The organism is Stenotrophomonas sp. GD03877 (genome assembly GCF_029840555.1).
GTDB lineage: Bacteria > Pseudomonadota > Gammaproteobacteria > Xanthomonadales > Xanthomonadaceae > Stenotrophomonas > Stenotrophomonas geniculata.
The window spans coordinates 67,484-85,257 of the sequence record NZ_JAOCCT010000011.1; the positions used below are offsets into that span (position 1 = coordinate 67,484).

22 protein-coding genes, 1 other RNA gene and 1 pseudogene are annotated in these 17,774 nt (G+C 63.8%); 11 read left to right on the plus strand and 13 right to left on the minus strand.

Annotation, left to right across the window (positions count from 1 at the left end; all coding sequences use genetic code 11):
• Positions 1-19: 19 nt before the first annotated feature.
• A complete protein-coding gene (locus N5D20_RS10565) occupies positions 20-397 on the minus strand; it encodes a VOC family protein (protein WP_054171485.1) in 378 nt (125 codons plus the stop codon).
• Between the two features lie 139 nt (positions 398-536).
• On the opposite strand from N5D20_RS10565, the gene N5D20_RS10570 reads away from it, so the two are divergent.
• Positions 537-800, plus strand: a complete 264-nt coding sequence (locus N5D20_RS10570; RefSeq protein ID WP_010484415.1) for a hypothetical protein — start codon at positions 537-539, stop codon at positions 798-800.
• Between the two features lie 19 nt (positions 801-819).
• On the opposite strand, the gene N5D20_RS10575 is transcribed toward N5D20_RS10570, so the two are convergent.
• The 6 genes from N5D20_RS10575 to N5D20_RS10600 all read right to left on the minus strand — a co-directional run bounded on the left by N5D20_RS10575 (position 820) and on the right by N5D20_RS10600 (position 5,079).
• A complete protein-coding gene (locus N5D20_RS10575; protein ID WP_197579215.1) occupies positions 820-1,674 on the minus strand; it encodes an endonuclease/exonuclease/phosphatase family protein in 855 nt (284 codons plus the stop codon).
• Positions 1,675-1,812: 138 nt separating this feature from the next.
• Entirely contained in the window at positions 1,813-2,058 is a 246-nt protein-coding gene (locus N5D20_RS10580; RefSeq protein ID WP_197579214.1) for a hypothetical protein, read from the minus strand.
• A 141-nt stretch (positions 2,059-2,199) separates the two neighbouring features.
• A complete protein-coding gene (locus tag N5D20_RS10585; RefSeq protein WP_279914372.1) occupies positions 2,200-2,325 on the minus strand; it encodes a hypothetical protein in 126 nt (41 codons plus the stop codon).
• Positions 2,326-2,412: 87 nt separating this feature from the next.
• The gene (locus N5D20_RS10590; RefSeq protein WP_197579213.1) at positions 2,413-3,117 is read right to left on the minus strand and encodes a PA1136 family autoinducer-binding transcriptional regulator; all 705 of its coding nucleotides are present in this window, start codon (positions 3,115-3,117) and stop codon (positions 2,413-2,415) included.
• A gap of 5 nt (positions 3,118-3,122) precedes the next feature.
• Positions 3,123-3,995, minus strand: coding sequence for a glyoxalase III HchA (hchA, locus tag N5D20_RS10595; protein WP_019338355.1), 873 nt, complete (start codon positions 3,993-3,995; stop codon positions 3,123-3,125).
• 70 nt (positions 3,996-4,065) lie between these two features.
• Positions 4,066-5,079, minus strand: coding sequence for an AraC family transcriptional regulator (locus tag N5D20_RS10600; protein ID WP_279914373.1), 1,014 nt, complete (start codon positions 5,077-5,079; stop codon positions 4,066-4,068).
• 17 nt (positions 5,080-5,096) lie between these two features.
• Between N5D20_RS10600 and N5D20_RS10605 the strand changes: the two genes are divergently transcribed.
• A complete protein-coding gene (locus tag N5D20_RS10605; RefSeq protein ID WP_279914374.1) occupies positions 5,097-5,789 on the plus strand; it encodes an alpha/beta hydrolase in 693 nt (230 codons plus the stop codon).
• A 75-nt stretch (positions 5,790-5,864) separates the two neighbouring features.
• Here the strand turns inward: N5D20_RS10605 and N5D20_RS10610 are convergent, their stop codons facing one another.
• Complete coding sequence (locus tag N5D20_RS10610; protein ID WP_197579211.1) at positions 5,865-7,886, minus strand: alpha/beta fold hydrolase; 2,022 nt, start codon at positions 7,884-7,886, stop codon at positions 5,865-5,867.
• Between the two features lie 153 nt (positions 7,887-8,039).
• Between N5D20_RS10610 and N5D20_RS10615 the strand changes: the two are divergent.
• Positions 8,040-8,497 (plus strand): annotated as a pseudogene (locus N5D20_RS10615) (isoprenylcysteine carboxylmethyltransferase family protein).
• 14 nt (positions 8,498-8,511) lie between these two features.
• On the opposite strand, the gene N5D20_RS10620 reads toward N5D20_RS10615, so the two are convergent.
• The 3 genes from N5D20_RS10620 to ssrA all read right to left on the minus strand — a co-directional run bounded on the left by N5D20_RS10620 (position 8,512) and on the right by ssrA (position 11,374).
• On the minus strand, positions 8,512-8,997 hold the full coding sequence (locus N5D20_RS10620) for a hypothetical protein (protein ID WP_197579210.1): 486 nt from the start codon (positions 8,995-8,997) through the stop codon (positions 8,512-8,514).
• A 143-nt stretch (positions 8,998-9,140) separates the two neighbouring features.
• A complete protein-coding gene (locus tag N5D20_RS10625; RefSeq protein ID WP_279914375.1) occupies positions 9,141-10,640 on the minus strand; it encodes a S8 family serine peptidase in 1,500 nt (499 codons plus the stop codon).
• A 341-nt stretch (positions 10,641-10,981) separates the two neighbouring features.
• Positions 10,982-11,374: a transfer-messenger RNA gene (gene ssrA, locus N5D20_RS10630) on the minus strand.
• A 274-nt stretch (positions 11,375-11,648) separates the two neighbouring features.
• Between ssrA and N5D20_RS10635 the strand changes: the two genes are divergently transcribed.
• Positions 11,649-12,290, plus strand: a complete 642-nt coding sequence (locus N5D20_RS10635; RefSeq protein ID WP_229295571.1) for a hypothetical protein — start codon at positions 11,649-11,651, stop codon at positions 12,288-12,290.
• Entirely contained in the window at positions 12,280-13,416 is a 1,137-nt protein-coding gene (locus N5D20_RS10640; protein WP_197579209.1) for an XRE family transcriptional regulator, read from the plus strand. The genes N5D20_RS10635 and N5D20_RS10640 overlap by 11 nt, the downstream gene beginning before the upstream one ends.
• Before the next feature lie 40 nt (positions 13,417-13,456).
• Here N5D20_RS10640 and N5D20_RS10645 read toward each other — a convergent pair whose 3' ends face one another.
• Positions 13,457-13,966, minus strand: coding sequence for a site-specific integrase (locus N5D20_RS10645; RefSeq protein WP_279914376.1), 510 nt, complete (start codon positions 13,964-13,966; stop codon positions 13,457-13,459).
• Positions 13,967-14,257: 291 nt separating this feature from the next.
• Here N5D20_RS10645 and N5D20_RS10650 point away from each other — a divergent pair, with 291 nt between their 5' ends.
• Both N5D20_RS10650 and N5D20_RS10655 read left to right on the plus strand, forming a co-directional pair.
• Entirely contained in the window at positions 14,258-14,857 is a 600-nt protein-coding gene (locus tag N5D20_RS10650) for a hypothetical protein (RefSeq protein WP_279914378.1), read from the plus strand.
• 14 nt (positions 14,858-14,871) lie between these two features.
• Positions 14,872-15,306 (plus strand): hypothetical protein, encoded by a 435-nt coding sequence (locus N5D20_RS10655; RefSeq protein WP_279914379.1) that lies wholly within the window; start codon positions 14,872-14,874, stop codon positions 15,304-15,306.
• Between the two features lie 6 nt (positions 15,307-15,312).
• On the opposite strand, the gene N5D20_RS10660 is transcribed toward N5D20_RS10655, so the two are convergent.
• Positions 15,313-15,810 carry a hypothetical protein gene (locus tag N5D20_RS10660; RefSeq protein WP_197579208.1) on the minus strand — a complete coding sequence of 166 codons (498 nt, stop codon included), beginning with the start codon at positions 15,808-15,810 and terminating at the stop codon, positions 15,313-15,315.
• Positions 15,811-15,999: 189 nt separating this feature from the next.
• On the opposite strand from N5D20_RS10660, the gene N5D20_RS10665 reads away from it, so the two are divergent.
• The 4 genes from N5D20_RS10665 (at position 16,000) to N5D20_RS10680 (ending at position 17,771) form a co-directional block, all read left to right on the plus strand.
• On the plus strand, positions 16,000-16,626 hold the full coding sequence (locus N5D20_RS10665) for a hypothetical protein (RefSeq protein ID WP_279914380.1): 627 nt from the start codon (positions 16,000-16,002) through the stop codon (positions 16,624-16,626).
• Positions 16,627-16,789: 163 nt separating this feature from the next.
• Entirely contained in the window at positions 16,790-17,074 is a 285-nt protein-coding gene (locus N5D20_RS10670) for a glycoside hydrolase family protein (RefSeq protein WP_279914384.1), read from the plus strand.
• A gap of 44 nt (positions 17,075-17,118) precedes the next feature.
• Positions 17,119-17,445 (plus strand): hypothetical protein, encoded by a 327-nt coding sequence (locus N5D20_RS10675; RefSeq protein WP_197579206.1) that lies wholly within the window; start codon positions 17,119-17,121, stop codon positions 17,443-17,445.
• The gene (locus N5D20_RS10680) at positions 17,442-17,771 is read left to right on the plus strand and encodes a hypothetical protein (protein ID WP_154344351.1); all 330 of its coding nucleotides are present in this window, start codon (positions 17,442-17,444) and stop codon (positions 17,769-17,771) included. Before N5D20_RS10675 ends, N5D20_RS10680 begins: the two co-directional genes overlap by 4 nt.
• The last annotated feature ends 3 nt before the right edge of the window (positions 17,772-17,774 follow it).

The window sequence follows — 17,774 nt, forward strand, 5'->3', positions numbered from 1 at the left end:
CTTCCGTCCCTTTCTTTTTTCAGGGCCAGTGATTGGCAGGCACCTCGCGCTCGCGCATGCGCACGATGCAGAAGCGATGGCCGGTCGGTGCTTCCATTACCCACCAGCGTTTGACGAAGCCGATCCGGCGCGCGCCGAGTTTTTCCAGTCGATCTGCCTCGGCATCGATGTCGTCGCTCTCGATGTCCAGGTGCACCCGCGATGGGTGAGCGACCCGCTGTACTTCCACGTTCAGGCCTGCGGGCGCGCCCTGCAGGTCGGCGTACTCGGCGCCATCTTCGGCATACGATGGCTGCGCCTGCAGGCCGAGTGCGGCCGCCCAGAAGCGTGCGCCTTCGTCAGCGGGCGTGTCCTGGCAGTCGATGATGAATCCGGCCAGACGGCTCTGGTGCGCCATGACGTCCTCCGCAGATTGGGAATGGAGGAAGGGTAGCGCGTCGCGTGCTGTGGACGTTGTCACAGTCATGACGTTTCTGACTCTGCCAGAACCGGGGCCTGCGGTGTAACTAGTGGGGCAGAGTCCAGGAGGGAAGGCGATGAGCGATGACAAACGCGATACCCAGCGCATGCTGTTTGGTGATCCGGGACCACCTGGAGCAGGGCTGTCGGTAGCGGTCGTAGTGCTGATGGTGTTGGCGACGATGGCCGCAGCCATCGGTTTCCTGCGGCTGCCCGATCCGATGCTGGGGCTCGGGCTGATCGGCGTTGCCGTGTTCCTTGCCGTCGGCGCCCGCATCTGCCAGGCGCGCAACCAGCACCAGGCGTTGTACCGGCTGTTGTCGCGGCAGCCGCCGCCGTAGCCACGGCTGCCGCAGAGAATCAGTGCTTCGGCCAGTCCAGCTCGACCACCAACGGGAAGTGGTCCGACGGCAGCACGCCATCGATGCGACGATCATCGGTAAGGAAGCTGCGCGCATGGAAGCCGCGCACCAGCACCCAGTCCAGCTGCACGGTGGCCTTGCCGGTGAAGTCGTGGAAGGTCAGGCGCGGGCCCTGCGGAGCCCTCACCTGGGTACGGGTGTCCAGCAGGAGGCGGGTGAACGCCTTGTAGGTGTCACCGCCGGGCTCGCTGTTGAAGTCACCGGTCAACACCACCGGCAGGTCGGCCGGCAGTGCTTCCAGGCGCTTGCCGATCAGCTCGGCACCCTTCACCCGGCGTGGTTCGTCCTCGTCGCGGTAGGGCAGGTGGGTATTCATGAAATAGAAGCGACGGCCGTCGTCCAGGCGCCGGAACAGGGCCCAGGTAACCATGCGCGGGTACAGGTTGCCCCAGGTGATGCTGCCAGGGACGTCCGGCGTATCCGAAAGCCAGAAGTTGCCGGATTCCTCGATGGCCAGCACCTTGCTTTCGTAGAACACGCCCATGTGTTCATCGCCGCTGCCACCGCGGCGGCCTTCACCGAACCAGCGGTAGCCGGGCAGGTGCCCTGACAGGTAGTCGGCCTGTTCCTTCACCAGCTCCTGGGTGCCGATCACCGCCGGGTGCGCGTCGAGGATCACCTTGACCATCGCATCACGGCGGTCGGGCCAGCGCTTGCCCGGCTCGGTGTCAGCCGGGGTACGGACGTTGAATGACATCACCTTCAACGGCGCCGGCGTGACGGCCCAGGCAACGGCAGGCAGAGCAAGCGCCAGCAGCGCACTCAGCGCCGGGCGACGGAAACGCGACAACATCGTGGAATCCCTCCATTCCATGAAAACGGTTTCATGGAGCATGCCATGGAAGGCGGGGGCAGTGGTATGCCGGGACGGGCGGCTGGGAGATGCCGGGCGGGCGGTGAAGGCGCCGCCCGGCGGATCGCGCGGACGCGATCAGGGGTCGTAGATCATCCCGTTCTCGTCACGGTTGTAATGGCCGGTGACTTCGCGGGTGCCGTCGTCGTAGATCACGTACGACGTGCAGCGCTGGTGGAATACGTTGCCAGCGATGCGGAAGGGCACGCATTCCTCCTGGACCTCGACGACTTCGGCCGCCATCGTGGTGCCGACCGGAGCCAGTGCGGCCACGGCCAGCACGGCGGCAATCGCACATGCCGGAAAACCTTGATGCAGTCTCATCCTCACGTTCCTTGTCGATGGGGGGCTTACATCAGATAGGGATTGCCGTACTCGTCGATCCAGTACTCGCTGAGGAAGATCTCACCGTCCACGTCGGGCATGGTCACGATGCAATGCTGGTGGAAGCGATAACGCTCCACTTCAAACGGTTCGCAGCGGGTTATGCTGCCGGGCTGGGTCGGCCCCCCCCGCGCTCGCCGTGCCGGACGACATCATTCCAGCGAACGCCACAATCAGTGCCGCCATCGAAGCCAGTTGCAGTTTCATAAGCATCATCCTTGCTTTCTGCAATCGCGCACATGCGCATGGCGTGTGTAACACGCGAGCCAGGCCGCCGGAAGTGTCTCGCCCGGATCAGTCCTCGATCTCGCCGCGCCGACTGGCAGCGCGTACCGCCTGCGCGGTGGTTGCCACTCCCAGACGCTGGCGCGCGCGACGCAGGTGATTTTCCACTGTACGAGCGGAAAGCCCCAGCGTGGCCGCGATCTCCGCCTGGCGACGGCCGGCGGCGACCCAGCGCAGCACCTCGCGTTCGCGCGTGCTCAACGTACGTCCGGAAAGTTCGCCGGGTGTCTCTGCAAGCCGGCGTGCGGCACGGAATGCTGCAGCTGCAGCAGCATCCAGCAGCAGCCGCGCGCTGGCCGATGCATCGATCGCTGTCCCGGCAAAACTGATCGCGCCTTCCAGGCCGGTGGTGCCGAACACCGGCACCTGCAGGCCGTGCAGGCCTTCACCACGAGGCTGCTTCACCACCTGATAGCGTTCGCCGCGAACGCCCTGGCGCTTGCTCCAGAAGAACGGCGCGTCACTGTCCAGCACGTGGCGATTGACCGGACAGGCGTGCAGGTAGCGCGCGAGGTCGGTACTGCTGCCGTCGCCGAACCAGTCGCCCTCGATCCAGTACACGCGCTGGGTACCGCGCTCCAACCCCGTGCCGGTGGCGAACACCAGCACGCGATCGTAGCCGAGTGGTGCAGAGATGCTGCGCAGTACCGCGCCCACCGAACTCAGTGAGCGAGCGCGTTCCAGTTCCAGCAACGCCTGCACCAGATCGCCCATCCCGGTCAGCGCCCGGCCAGTGCGTCGAGCAGCGTGCGCGCGGCCAGCTTGCCCAGCGCATTGCCGGCCAGCGGGCTGTCGCCGGTCAGCAGCAGGCGGTCCTGCAGCACGCTGCCATCGATGCCGTCATTGACGATCTGCACGCCCTGCTGCGCCAGGCGTTCACCGAAGAACCACGGCAGCTGCCCGGGCATGTAGCCGATCTCCGGCGTCTGCCGGTCCATTGCATCGGGGAAGGCACAGATGCGGTAGCCGCGGAACAGCGAACCACCGTCGGCCTCGTCGACGCCTGCGGCCAGCAACGCGGCCGGACCATGGCAGAGGGTGATGATGTGGCGTTGCTCGGCCATCGCCCAGTGCAGGGCTGCCTTTACCGCGCGACTCTGCGGCAATCCGATAAGGGCGCCATGGCCACCGGGAATGAACACGGCTGCATAATCCGATGCGGCATCGAGGCCTGCCACCACCTCATCCAACGGCAGTGGCTGGCGGAAGCGGGCCTCGTAGCGGTCGTACAGTCCGCCGATCTCCTTGTCCTCGCGCGGGAACGCCCACCACTCGAACTTCGCGGCGTTGCCGGACAGCGTGGCCACATCGATGTCGAAGCCGGCTTTGTCCAGGTGGTACATCGGCAGCAGGGTTTCCACCGGATGGTTGCCGGTGGAGAACAGGTGGCCGTTGGCAGTGGGCAGATAGCGTTCGTCCGCAGCGATCATCAGCACCTTCCAGCGGCCGTCGCGGCGCGCGTCGGGATAGTCGGCACCGGACAGGTCGCTCTTCGCCGACGTGAACTGTGACAGCGAGTACGGAGACGGGAAGAAGGCGTCGCGCTCGGCCGGGTCGGGGCTGGGATGGCGGCTGGGTTCTTGCGTGTTCATGCGGACCTCCAGTGGGGTAGTGGAGCCAGCATAGAAGGGCTGATGCGCAGGCGCGATGAGGGTTTTCCCCTCATTCGCGCGACGCTGCCATCTGTTGACGCCAGGCATTCGGGCTCATGCCGAAAGCACGGCGGAACGCACGGCTGAATGCTGGTTCGGAGAGATACCCGACGTCTCCGGCGATCTGCGAAACCCGCCGGTTTCCGCTGCGCAGCAGCTCCGCGGCCAGCTGCAATCGCGATCCAGCGAGATAACGCATTGGTGACATGCCGGTGGCCAGGCTGAACCGCTGCGCGAAGTTCGAGCGGGACTGATTCAGGCTTGCCGCCAGAGACTCGACCGTCCATGCCTGTGCGGGGTGTGCCTGCATCAACGCCAGTGCCCGCCCGATCAATGGGTCGGCCAGTGCGTGCAGACGCTGGCAGTTGTGGGGGCTGGAGGTTCCCAGCCAGTAGCGCAGCGTCCAGACAAACAACAGGTCCAGCAGGCGTGACAGCATCAGCCCACTACCCAGCGTGGGCCGGGCCGCTTCAACCTGGATTGCGCCCAGGGTTACCGCCACCCAATCGGCTGAGCTGGCGGGAAATCCGTTCGGCATCCGGTCAACCCCGGGAACATGCAGCCAGCCGGGCAGGGCATCAAGCAGCAGCTGGCTGCCCGGGCCATCAAATCCAAAGGATGCCGTGGTCAGATGGGCAGGTTGCGGGGCGTCGCCGGCACAGTCGATGCGATGTGTCCGGCCATGCGGCATCAACAGCAGCTCGCCGGTCTGCAGGGGCACCACCGCGGCATCCGCATGCAGGCGTGCCGTGCTCTGTTCGATGAAATGGAAGCAGCCGCGCCCCCCGGCAATGATGCGGGATCCACCGGGCTGCACGACGTGGCGGGTGATGTCGCCGCCGTGCATGCGCGAGGCCTGGAAGATCGCAAACAAGGCGTCGGAGCCGGCCTGAAGCGATTCGGTGGTGTGGAGCCTTGGCATGGTTTTCAGGAGTCCGTGCATCGCCGCTGGCAGGGGCGATCCGTAGTCTGGTCGGGTGGCTTCAGGCAGCGCTGATGGCTGTCGGGCAACGATCCCATCCAAGTGAGGAGTTCTGCAAGATGAGCAAGCCAAGCATCATTCTGGTTCATGGTTTCTGGGGCGGCGCCGCGCATTGGGCCAAGGTGATCCTGGAGCTTGATCGCCGGGGCTTCCACGATCTGCATGCCGTGGAGCTGCCGTTGACGTCGCTGGCCGACGACGCGGAGCGGACCCGGCGCATGATCCGCCAGGTTGCGGGGCCGGTGCTGCTGGTCGGCCATTCGTATGGGGGCGCGGTGATCTCCGAAGCCGGAAACGAACCCAACGTGACCGGCCTGGTCTTCATCGCCGCGTTCGCGCCGGATGCGGGCGAGAGCCCTGGCGGCATCACCCAGCAACGGCTGCCGCAGGCGGCGGCCAATCTGGCGCCGGACAGCGACGGCTACCTGTGGCTGCAACCCGGCAAATTCCACGAGAGTTTCTGCCAGGACCTGCAGGCCGACGAGGCGCGGGTGATGGCGGTCACCCAGAAGGCGCCGCTGGCGAGCACGTTCGGTGATGCCGTCAGTGATCCGGCGTGGCGGCACAAGCCGAGCTGGTATCAGGTCTCCAGCGCTGACCACATGATTCACCCTGACAACCAGCGGCGCATGGCGGCGCGCATGCAGCCACGTGCCAGCATCACGCTGGATGCCAGTCATGCATCGCTGGCATCGCAGCCGGTAGCGGTGGCCGAACTGATCACCGAAGCTGCGTCCGACGGACAAGGCTGAGTTTCCCGGTCTTGCCGCGGTGGCGGTGTCCCGGTCAGCCCGGATACCGCTGCCGTGATGCCGCCACGCTGTGCGTTACTGGTTCTGCCGGTCGTGCTCCTGCATGTCTTCATGCAGGATCCGCCGTAGTTCGACGATGGCCGGCGTGGCTTCCTGCACGCTGTGCCCGGACACGATCACCTTCTCCGAATCCGCGTGCGGCAGGTGCGAGCTCCAGTAAGGAACCAGCCCGTCGTCGGTCTTTTCCAGCGGACCATCGGCCTTGGCCCGCGCGATGATCGAGTGGTAGTGCACCTTCGGCGACATCGGCAGGTCGGCCACGGCGCGGACGAAGGGATCGTCCTTGTCCAGATTCTGGATGCTGTTCATCTGGTAGCCGTGCTTGCCGTCGTTGCGATCGATCTGGCCGTCGTTGGCGATAGTGGCGACGTCTTCCAGCACGGTCAGCGGCAACCGCACCAGGCGACCGATCCAGCGGCCCAGGCGGGTGCCCGCCACATCGGTGCCGCGGTGTGGCGTGGCGATGAATACCACGCGCGATACTTCCGGCTCCGGCAGGAAGGTCAGTACCGGTGCGCCCTTGGTACGCAGCAGTTCACGCTGTGCCGGCGTCATCTGCGCAGTCTCCAGCAGGGTGTCGACCAGATGATCGCCGGAAGAGGAGATCATCAGCCGCGCGATCACGCCACCCATGCTGTGCCCGACCAGCACCATGTCATGCGAAGCCTGCGCCTTGCCGCTGGGGTCGAAATGCTTGAACACCTCATCCAGCGTGTGGCGCATCGAATCGTGGCTCATCGCGATGGGCATGTTGGTGGGGTAGTAGAACTGCCAGACCTGGAAGTCCTGGCGGATCTCGTCGTCGCGCATCAGCTCGTTGGCGACGTTGACCCAGGCTTCCGGACTGCTGGCCAGGCCATGGATCATCAGCAGCACGCGGCGGTTCGGATCGTAGGGCTGCATCATGTACAGATGCGGCGTGTCGATGCCGCCCTTGCCGCCGAACAGCGAGCGCAGCGACTGGTGGCTGAAGTTGGAGCGCGCCAGCCACAATGCGTAGCCTGCGGTGAAGTTCGCGGCCAATGGCACCTGCTGCCCATGCAGGGTGACTTCCGTGACCTGGTAGGGATCGTGGATCTCCAGTTCCGGCTCGTCGTCGTGCAGCACTTCCCACAGGTTCTTTCCGGAGAAGCGCAGCAGTACCGTCATCGATGGCGACGGCATCTCGCTCCAGCTCTGCGTCACCGGTGTGGCGGCCTGCGCGGCGGGTGTTGTGGCCGGCGGCGTGGTGGCGGTGGTGGCGGCCGGATCCTCCATCACGGCCACCAGTTCGGCACCGAAGCCATCGCGGCGATGCACGCTGCGCAGCGTGCCGGTGAACGACAGCGAGGCCGCCGGTACCAGTTCGGTGGGGGTACGCGTATCCAGCGGCGATGCCTCGCCTGAAGGTGCCAGCACGAAGGTCCAGCGGCCCAGCTGGAAATGGCTGGCCTGGCTGTGCACGCGCCCGGTGGCATACGCGTTGTACAACTGCACCGAGGCTTCCTGCACGGCCAGGTTGTAGTAGTCGCGCACCTGGGTCTGGCGGTCTTCGAAACCACGCTGGTTGGCGGTGCGCTCGGTGAAGAACAGATAGGCGTAGGCTTGGCGCGCGACCTGCATCCACGCGTCCAGGCGCGGTTGGAAATCGGCATCCAGCTCGGTGATCGCGCTCTTGGCACGGCCGGAGGTGGAGTACTCGCGCTTGGGCGCGGGCAGGGTCATCGCATACTGCAGCCAGAGCTCGGCCAGGCTTGAGCGCTTGTCCTCCTCGCGCACCACGATGCTGCCTTCCATCGCTTCGATGCAGGGCAGGCCGGACTTGGCGCAGACGCCTTCGTCGAGACCGGCCACGCGCAGGGTTTCCATGGTGGCCGAACTGAGCTTGCCGGTGGTGAGGATGTCGCCGCGCTTCAGGGCGATGTACTGGCCGGGGGTGACCGAGGCCACCTGCACCGACGGCCCGAACTGGCGCAACGTGGCGCAGCCGACCAGGGTGAGCAACACGGTGATGATGAGGGTCGTGCGGCCGATGAAGCCCAAGCCCGTGGTTGCCATACGATCCTCCTGCGCGGTGGCGCCACTCTAGCGGTCGACATGTCAAAGCGGAAGATACCGGGCGGTCGGTTTGGAGCGCGGAAGTGCCGCCAACCGGGCGATTCAGGCATTTCCGTGTGACACTGGGGTGAACAGGATGAATGCAGGGCTGCGATGCGCTGGCTTGAGACCCGTGTTCCTCCGCCTCTTGCGATGCTGTTGTGCGCCGCCATCGGCTATCTGGGCAGCCGATGGCAGCCGGGCGGGGCGTTGCAGCTACCCATGCCTGAGTTGCCTGCGGGTCTGGTGATGGCCTTCGGCGTGGTCTTGAACCTGCTGCCGAAGCTGGCCTTCCGGCGCGTGGGCACCACGGTCAACCCCCTGCGGCCGGCGACGTCGAGCGTGCTGGTCACGCACGGCGTGTACCGCTACACGCGCAACCCGATGTATCTGGGCCAGGCCACTATCCTGGCAGGCGCCATGCTGTACCTGCAGAACCTGGCCGCACTGCTGGCTGTGCCGCTGTTCGTGCTGTACATCAACCGGTGGCAGATCGTACCGGAAGAGCACTGTCGGCCCGCTTTCCTGAGGCATACGCAGCCTTCCGCCAGCGAGTACGGCGCTGGCTGTAGCGCGGGTCAGGCCGTTACGGCGCGATCTGGCACTTCACGGCGGCGGAATAACCTTCGTAATCGTCACCGGCAATCACGTGCAGGGTGTGGCGCTTGTCGATGCGCTTCACGTACGAGGGCTCTTCGGTGTTGGCGTATTCGTTGACCGTGGTCACCGACCAGGTCTTGGCGAGGCGCTTCGGATCGACACCGTTCAAGTAGACGAAGACGCTCTTCTCGCCCTCGGCGACATTCACATCGGCATGGGTGACGGTACCGCCGAACAGGGCGACTGGCGTGGTTTCCGGCTCGAATGTGCCGCCAGGCTTCCTGGCCAGGCCGGCTGCCTGCAGGGCATCGATGGCCTCGGCTTCGCTGAAGTTCGAACCTGCCTTGCAGGCCAGGAGGGCTTCCAGCGTTGCGGTGCCGGCGGGGGCGATGGCAGGCGGGGCTGCGTGGGTAGCCGAGGTCGCGGCCAGAGCGGTCATGACCACGGCGAACGCGGTGTTTCTGGTTCTCATTGCAGGTCCTTCTGTACGTGACGGAGCAGCGCGCCCGGCACCGGGCGCGGAACCGGATTATGGGCCTGCTGATGTTGCCTGCGTGTACAGATCGGATGCGCGACGAAGGCGCAGCGACCTTGCCGGGCCGCTGCGCCATGCCATCAGTTGCTGGCCGCCTTCACCGCTTCTGCGGCGTCGACAATGCCTGGCCCGCAACCCCCCGGGCAGTTTGCTGCCGCGATCGGGCGCGCAGTGCGACGCAGGATGTCCTTGACCTGGTCGGTGGTCTTGGGCACCGGCGCCACCGCCTGCATCAGCGCGACGATGCCGGCGACGTGCGGCGCCGCCATCGAGGTGCCGGACATGAAGTCGAAGGCGTTGTTGCCCACGGTGGACAGGATGCCCTGTGCCGGATGCTGGCGGGTCGGTGCGCAGTTGGTCTGGTTCGGCGGTGTGGCCAGCGGCAGGAACTCGCCGACGGACGCGCGGCAGGACCAGGTTTCACCACCGGGTGCGGTGATGTGGATGCCTGCGCCATAGTTGGAGTAGAACGCACGACGACCGCCCTGGTCGTTGGCGGCAACCGCAATCACGCCCTTGCAGTTCGCCGGAGCAAACTCGGACACATCCAGATTGCTGTTGCCGGCGGCGACCACCACGATCGTGCCTTGCGCGGTGATGTCGTCGATTGCATCCTGCTCGGCCGGCGAGCAGGCCCGGCGGCCGCCGAGGCTGAGATTGATGACTTCAGCCGGGTTGGCATTGGCCGGGACGTTGGGCACCTTGATACCCGCACTCCAGAGCATGCCGTCGATGATGTCGGCGGAACCGCCATTGCCCTGGTTGCCGAGTACGCGCACCGGCACGACCTTCGCGTTGTAGGCCACGCCGGCGACGCCGATCTGGTTGTTGGTCACCGCCGCGACCGTTCCAGCGACGTGCGTGCCGTGTGCAATGCCCGAGGCATCGAAGGCATCGGCGTCGCGTCCGTCGCCATCGTCGGAGCCACCACAGCCGGGATTCATTCCCCCGATGATGCACTGCCAATCGCTGAACGGGCGGGTGGACGATATCATGTCGTAACCCGGCAACAGGTTCGCCTGCAGGTCGTTGTTGTTCAGATACCCCGAATCGACCACAGCCACCACTACACCCTGGCCGGTGGAGCGGTCCCACGCGGCCGGCAGGCGCGCACCACTGGTCGGATTGCTGTAGTGCCACTGCTCGCCGTAGCGCGGATCGTTCGGTGTGGTGAACGCGCTCATCATGTAGTTCGGCTGCACATACTCGACGTCCGGATCGTCGGCGATGCGCTGCATCAGGATCTGCGCTTCCGGAAGATCCAGCGCCTTGTCCGTGGTGACAACGTCGGCGCCACCGCCCATGCGGCGCTGGTGGGTCACGGCTGGGGCCGGCGCAGCGCCGATCGAGCGCTTGCTGCGTTGCTGGATGCCGAGGCGCTTCTTCAGCGCATCCTGTGCGGTGGTGGCCGAAACGCGCTTGCTGCTGCCGTCCCGGTACTTGACGATGAAACTGCTGTACTGCTCGTTGCTGGCCATGCCTCGCGTCCATACCCGTTCGGTGGGTTGGGCGAAGGCGGGGGCGCTGACCAGAACCAGGGTGATGGCGCTGGCGAGGGAAACCCGAAGCGACGTACGCATGGATACAGTTCCTTTGTGAAAGATGTGTCGAACAGGCCGTGCCCTCGGGCGCGGCTTCATGTGAAGGGTGCGGGTGCTCCGTGGTCTCCTCTTGATGGCGACCAGGGACGAACGGCTTCGCGGACACATCCCCCCCAAGGAGAGGGTGGGAAAATTCTGAAGTGATTTAGTGATGTAGAAAGCGAGAGAAGATGCGCGGTGCCGACATTGCTTGACGGCATCGGACCGCGATTGCGCCGCGACGTCGAACTTCGTAGCGACGTAGAGCAGCCAATAAAAAAGCCCGGAAACCCACGTTGGTGGAATTTCCGGGCTTCTCCGGTCCTTGACGAACCGTTCGTTGGTGGAGGTGGGCGGAATTGAACCGCCGTCCGAAGGCACTCCATCCCCAGCACTACATGCTTAGCTCACCGTTGAATCTCATCCCCGAGCAGCACGGTGTGCAAAGCGCACCCGGGAACCAGCCTGTTGTGTTCTAGTGCCGGACTGACAGGCAGCCGCCCAGCGCGATTCCATGATAATGACTCTACGCTGCGAGCATGGACACAAGCAGTTTCGAGGCTCCGCCTAAGTCGGCAGAAGGTCACGCACCGCAGTTTTTAGGCTGCGAGAGCGACCGGAGCGTAGTTGTCGTCGTTGGCAACTAGAGTTTTGCAGCTGGATTTACGAGGAAAGCTACCCCCTCGGCATGCGCCAGGCGACTTCACAACCCCCGTCGAAACCAATGCACCCCCGGTTTCTTCAAGTATTGCAAGGCTTTTGGGGTCAATGCTGGCAAAAAGCTGGCAGTGACCCTGCCCAACGAGACGGATAGTACGGCAATCTTCATGAACAGTCACGGGCCAGGGGCGGACGTATTCAGTTTTCAAGCACGGCTTCCACACCCGCCACCGCCGATTGTATGGGATCTGCAGAACGTTCTTGTTGACAAAGTCGGGTGTTTGGTGGAAATTTGCGGACACCAGTGGTGTCAACCGGTCCCTTCCAAACCAGAGGTTTTGTCAACTGATGGATACTGTTCAGATTCTGGAGCACTGTGGCGTTACCGAGCGTCACTGTGAAGCGCTCGGGCAAGCGGTCCCTGAAGCCTACGCGGCCCTGGCAAAATTGGCTGCCTCCACTCCGATGCTCGGCGGCTTTGTTCAAGGTCGAAGAGGTCTTAGCTATTTGAGAGACATCTCAGTCCAGCACGCATTGGAGGCGAAGGCAGCGGAGACGAGGCTCTTTTTCACCTCTACTGCGTGGAATCGGCATCGCAACTACTGCTTCTTGCAGCTCCAAGTTGGGCAGACCATCTTCACCACCCATTACGCAGGTGCCAATGGGAGCCGAGCGGTCCGCAAGGCCGCATCGCGTGCAGAGCTTGTGATGCGCACGCCTGATCTGTTCGCGGCTACCGGGGAAGAGCCCGACATGAGTCTTGTGGAGAAGAGTGCCTACGTGCAGCTTGTGCACGCAGGCGTGACCAAGCCAAAATTTGTGTTGCTGCAGATCCCGAACCGTGATCAGCATGCATCAAGACTGGCGCCTCTGATTTTGGATATGCAGTCCCCTTTGAAGGGAGCTGTTGAAGAGGTGCAAGATAGGCTGAATGAGGCATTTAAGCGCAAGGCCGTAGAGCGCGCAGAGCAGGGCAATCGTGCAAGCTAAGTTTGAACCACGGCGTCTGAAGCAGGCCCGCGCGCTGCGTCGCATGACGCTGGCGGATCTGGGCGCGCGTACGGACGTGACGCGGCAGGGGTTGAGCCAGTTTGAGAACGGGGACCGCGTGCCTGCGCCTGAGACGTTGCTGCGAATCGCCGCAGAACTGGATTTTCCAATCGAGTTCTTCTGGAGGGGGGTGGGGCCAGTTGAGCGCAGCCCGCGCTCCTTGGTTCACTATCGTTCACTTCGCCGCACGCGTGACACAATCCTGGATCAGCAGCGTGCAGCTGCGGTCTTGGATATGGCTGCTGCGGTTATGGATGCGATGCAGGAGCATGTGGATTACGCTGACGCAGACATTCCGAAGATCTCGCCGGATGTCGACCCGTTATCGCTGAGCGGCGATGAGGTTGAAGAAGTTGCTAATGCGGTCCGCAAAGAGCTCGGTCTGGGATTGGGGCCGATTTCCGACGTAACGCTGCTGGTGGAGAATCGATCGATTCCTGTGATGCACTTCCCGTTGCCGGACGGAATGGATGGACTGTCTGCTTACTACGGTGAGAGACCTTTTATCGTAGTTTCATCCGACGCGACGCGGGATCGCTCGCGGTTGAACGTGGCGCATGAATTTGGTCATCTGGTGCTCCATGAGTCCATTTCCGTTGAGGGTGAGCTGGACCTCGAGACATTCCGATTGGTGGAAGACCAAGCTTGGCGGTTTGCAGGTGCCTTGATGCTACCGGCTGAGTCCTTCTTAAAGGATGTCTATAGCACCTCATTGGATGCACTGCTCTTGCTGAAGAAGAGGTGGGGTGTTTCCGTCGCGGCGATCATTAAGAGGCTGCAGGTGCTTGGTATCCTCAGCCAGGATCAGGTGAAGTATCTGAACATCCAGAAGCGGCAGAGGAACTGGAGCCGCACAGAGCCAGGCGATGATGCTCAGAGAGAGACTTCCCGGCTGTTCCGTCGCGCGGCTGACTACTTGGCAGCTGAGGCGGGTATCCCGCTCCATCAGTTCGCTGCTGAAGCTCGGCTTCCTCTGCCAATCTTGGCAAGTGCTTTGGAAGCGACTCCTGCAGAGCTGATGCCGCCGCGAATGGAGAATGTGGTGCAATTCCGGCCGAAATCTTGATCGTCCAATGGATCAGTTGGACCGGAGGTGTCGCGCGTGGCTAAATTTCTACCCCTTGCGTTAGGTTGGCCGCCGCAGATGCGGCCAACCATACTCCCGCAGTTTTAGCCCCAGCGTCTGGCACCATTGATGGGATCCACCGGCCGTACTTCTTGGCGGTGATCGTCCAATCGCGGTGCCCCATCTGCCGTGCCACCCACATTACGTTCTCGCCGGCGCTGAGCGCCTGGGAGGCGAAGGTGTGGCGCATCTGATACGGGTAACGGTAGCGGACCCCAGCCTTGCGCAGCGCGCGCTGCCATTCGCTGGCGCGGATGCTCTGATCCGACCCCCACCGGGCGTTCGTCCTGGGATCGTGGAAGACGAACTCGCCAGCGGTGGCGGTGTGGGCGCGCTGAGCCTTCAGGGCATCGATCGCAGGTTGCAGCAGCTGCACCTCACGCACGCCGGACTCGGTTTTCGGGGCCTTCATCTTCCCCATCACCCAGGCGCGCCGGATCTTGACCGTTCCCTTGCGCCAGTCGATGTCCGACCAGCAGAGGCCGATCATTTCTGAGGTCCGCAGGCCCGTGGCGAAGTTGAACTGGCAGTAGTTACGGAGGCTGAACCGGTACGCGTCACGGACGGGTCGGAAGAGACTGAGGGCGCCGACCGGTACGCGGGAGATACCGGTACGCAAGAACGACCTGTGCGTCTCGCGGACTCGACCGGTACGTCTGGCGGACCTGACCGGTCCGTCTCGCGTACTCAACCGGTCCGCGAGACGGACCCTAAAGGTCATGAAAGGTCAGTAAAGGTCATTGAATCGTCAAACGCGCAGGCGCGCGACGACGAAGCGGTGATGCCGCAGCTCAGCGTCGACGAGGTCAATCGCGAGCTGATGGGCATCCCCCGTTTGCCGGCGGGTCTGGACCCGCAAGTCCTGGCCAGGTTCGTGCGGCACCGCCGTGTGCTGGGAAAGCCGATGACGATCAGCAGCTGGCTGGAGCTGCAGCCGCGATTCCGCCAGCTCACCGCCGACGACCACGACCTCAACCGCTCCCTGCGCCAGACGATGGCTGCAGGCCTGGCACTGCCCGTAACACCGAAACCCGAGGGGACCGACCATGCCAACAATTCAGGCTCTGCTGCCGAACGCGTCCGACGTCGAGCAGAAGAGGACGAGCTCCGTGACGCTGCTGCAGAGGCAGACGCCGCCGCCGGCGCAGCAGGCGCCCTTGACGGCCCGGGCTACGCGGACGCTGTGGGTGCGCATGGCGTGGATCCGCGCCGCTTCTGTGCGACCGACGGATGGCTGAAGCAGCTCGGCGGCGGGAAGTGGGCCCGCGGGACCCTGCCGGCTTTCGAGGACCAGCACCCGGAGGCCTATGCCCAGGTGCTGAGGGATTCGACGACGAAGGCAAGGGTGATGTCCTGGAGCTGCTGTCGCGCCTATTGGTAGGAGGCAGCTACCGGATGCCGGTGGAAGGGCGCAGCACCTTGGCGCCGCTGGGCAGCAGCGACATCGCCGGCGCGGTCGGCTACATGCGCAATCCGCTGGAGAAGCACACCGCGCTCGCCGTAGCGACGAGGATGGGTTCGGCGGCGATCGCGAGGCTCTCCCTCGCTGCCTACCGTCAGGTGGCCAAGGACGTGCGTTCAATGCGACCGCGGCCGTTGGACCTCGGCAAGCCCGCCGATCGCTGGCGCCTGCGCCTGGTGATCTACGACGCAGCCCACGAACTGGTGTGGCCGGAGCGGCGCCAGCCGTTCGTCGGTCTGGCCAAGTCAGCCAAGATGCGCAAGGGCAACTACATCAAGGCCCACAAGTGCGCCAGCGCAGTCCTGCTGGAGGCGCTCCATAGTGGCAGGCGGGGATTTCGCAGGGCGCTGTGGAACGCCGAGAGCTAGCGATAGTCAGTGCTTGAGGGTGAGATGGTCGGCAGTGGCTGCGGTGGCCTGGGTATGGAGTGTGTGAAACTCGGTCATCAGTGCGGTGATCTTGTCTTGTGATTCCTTCCATCGCTCAAGGCTTACGGGATCTGGATCTCGCCCGAGTAGGCCAATCGGAGTCTCAACGGCGCTCGTCTGCGCAGCGGCGCGCATCGCAACTCCTGCCATGTGCCGCACCAAAATGCTGCTGGGTTGCCCGAACAGATAGCGGAACGTGGGCTCCAGCGCCAAGATTGCGTCCGCATCTTGCATCTGCCGTTTGCCTCGAAACGACGTTGCGAGGTGCCGGAGCTCCTCGTGGGCTGCGAATCGGCGATCGAACATGTCGAGTTTCAGTTTGTGACGTGCTGTCTTCCACTGCTGGAAGGCGATATAAGCCACTGTCGTAGCGAGGGCCAACTGACCAAAGGCAGTCACCGCCTTCATCTGCAAATCCGTCAAGCCGAGAAACGTCTCAACCATTGCGACACCCTCCCTGTATTGGCCGGGATTATCGCATTTGTTAAGGTTTGTTAGGGAGGTGCATGACGCGCCTTCATGGAAAGACGGCGTATGCCGCGGGGGGAATGAATGGGATGCTGGGCACTGGAGATCAATTGGCCAGTAGTGACACAGGGGTTCGGTGCAGTCGCGCAGGGAGTTGGCGCGTTGGTGCTCGGTGGCGTTGGCGTGTGGGGTCTTTCAAGCTGGAAAACGCAAGCGAAGCTGGGGAAGCAGCAAGCGGTTGCCGAAGAAGGACTAACGTTGGCCTACCGGGTGCTAGACGCGATTGAGGTCATACAGAAGCCGAGCATGTGGCAGGAGGAGTTGGACCTGGTTGAGCGGCGTCCAGATGAGAGCGATGAGCACTACTTTGCTCGAGCTTTCTACGCTGTGGTTGAGCTGCGATCCGCGCAGTACACAGAGCTTGTTGCACAACTTGCTGCGATGCATTTCAGAGTTCAGGCGCTCCTTGGGGAACAGCCGTCTCAGGCGCTGAAAGACGTGATGGATGGTTATGACAAGGTCCTGAAGAATGCACGTTCAGCTGGGCGAGCAGTCGAGAGAATTCGCAAGCTTGAACTCGCACTAGAGACGGAGCAGGACTCCAGAAAGAAGATGATGCTGGGACTTGCATCGGCAAGACTCAAAACCCTCGAAGAGTTTTTCTGGCCAGACTCCGACTACCAAGATGTGCTTGAGACTGATGAGTATCATCCAGTCCGAGATCCCGATGTGGCGGGAATACGTCGGAATGTTGAAGGACAACTACAGCAGTTCGCTAGGCTTGGTGATTAGTGTTCAGACACATGACCTCACTTGTTCCTCATGAGGAAGATTTCTTCCTCATGAGGAACCTCAGTTGCCTCGGGAACCGAAAGTAGGTTTGAATTCCCATAGTGGGCGTTCTTGTGGGCACCTCAATTCAAAGGCCGTTGATTGACCAGGACGTGGGAGTCCACTGGTCAATCAGTGCGTCCGCGGCGAGTTCGAGTTCCACGAGGTCAAGGCCTGGGGCCACTTCGCCTACAACATCGGCACGCCGGCCTTCTGCGCCAGCACCGCGGCGAAGCGGCTCAACGCCGGCGAGCGCCAGGCTGCATGCACCGAGATGTGGAAGTGGCGCTACGTCACGATCGCCGGTGCCAAGCGCGACTGCACGCTGCCGCAGTGGAGCTCCAAGTGTGGCGGCATCATCGATCGCCGGCAGTGGGAAATGGCCACCTGTCAGGGCCACCTGCAGTGATCAGCAGGTCGGTCATCTCTGCCTGGTGGGCAGCCTGGAAGTGGGTGGCCATCCTGGCCAGCTTGCTGGGCCTCTCGCTGTGGCTCAACGTCAGGCGGTACGGCGATCGCCGTGAGGCAGCAGCTGCAGCGCGGGCCGCCACCCTCGAAGACACGCTCGAGGTGACGGCCGGAATCGCGCGCCAGGCCCAGTCCGACAGTGGCCAGCTGCTGCAGCGCCTGGAGGCGATCGCCGCGCGCGGTGAGCGTACCAAGACCATCTACCGAGCAGCGGCTGCAGCGCAACCGCTGCTAGCCAACCGCGCCCCGGGTCAGGCCCGGGTCGACGCCATCAACCAGGCCCTCGGGCCGACCAGCAGGACCGCGAAGTGACCCAGAAGGCCTCGATCGGACGGATCGTCCACTACACCCTTAGCGACACCGACGCGCTCCGCATCAATGCGCGCCGGACCGACGGTCCGTCCATCCAGGAGCGGCTGCTCGACAGCACCTGGCCGGTGGGGGCCCAAGCACACATCGGCAACAAGGTCGCCGCTGGTGACGTGTTGCCCGCGATGGTCGTTGCGGTACAGCCGAACGGCCAGGTCAACGCCCAGGTGTTCCTGGACGGCAACGACGTGTTGTGGGTGACCAGCCGCGACGAGGCCAGCGAAGAATCTGGCAGCCACCCCGGCCGTTGGCACTGGCCGCAGCGCTGAGGC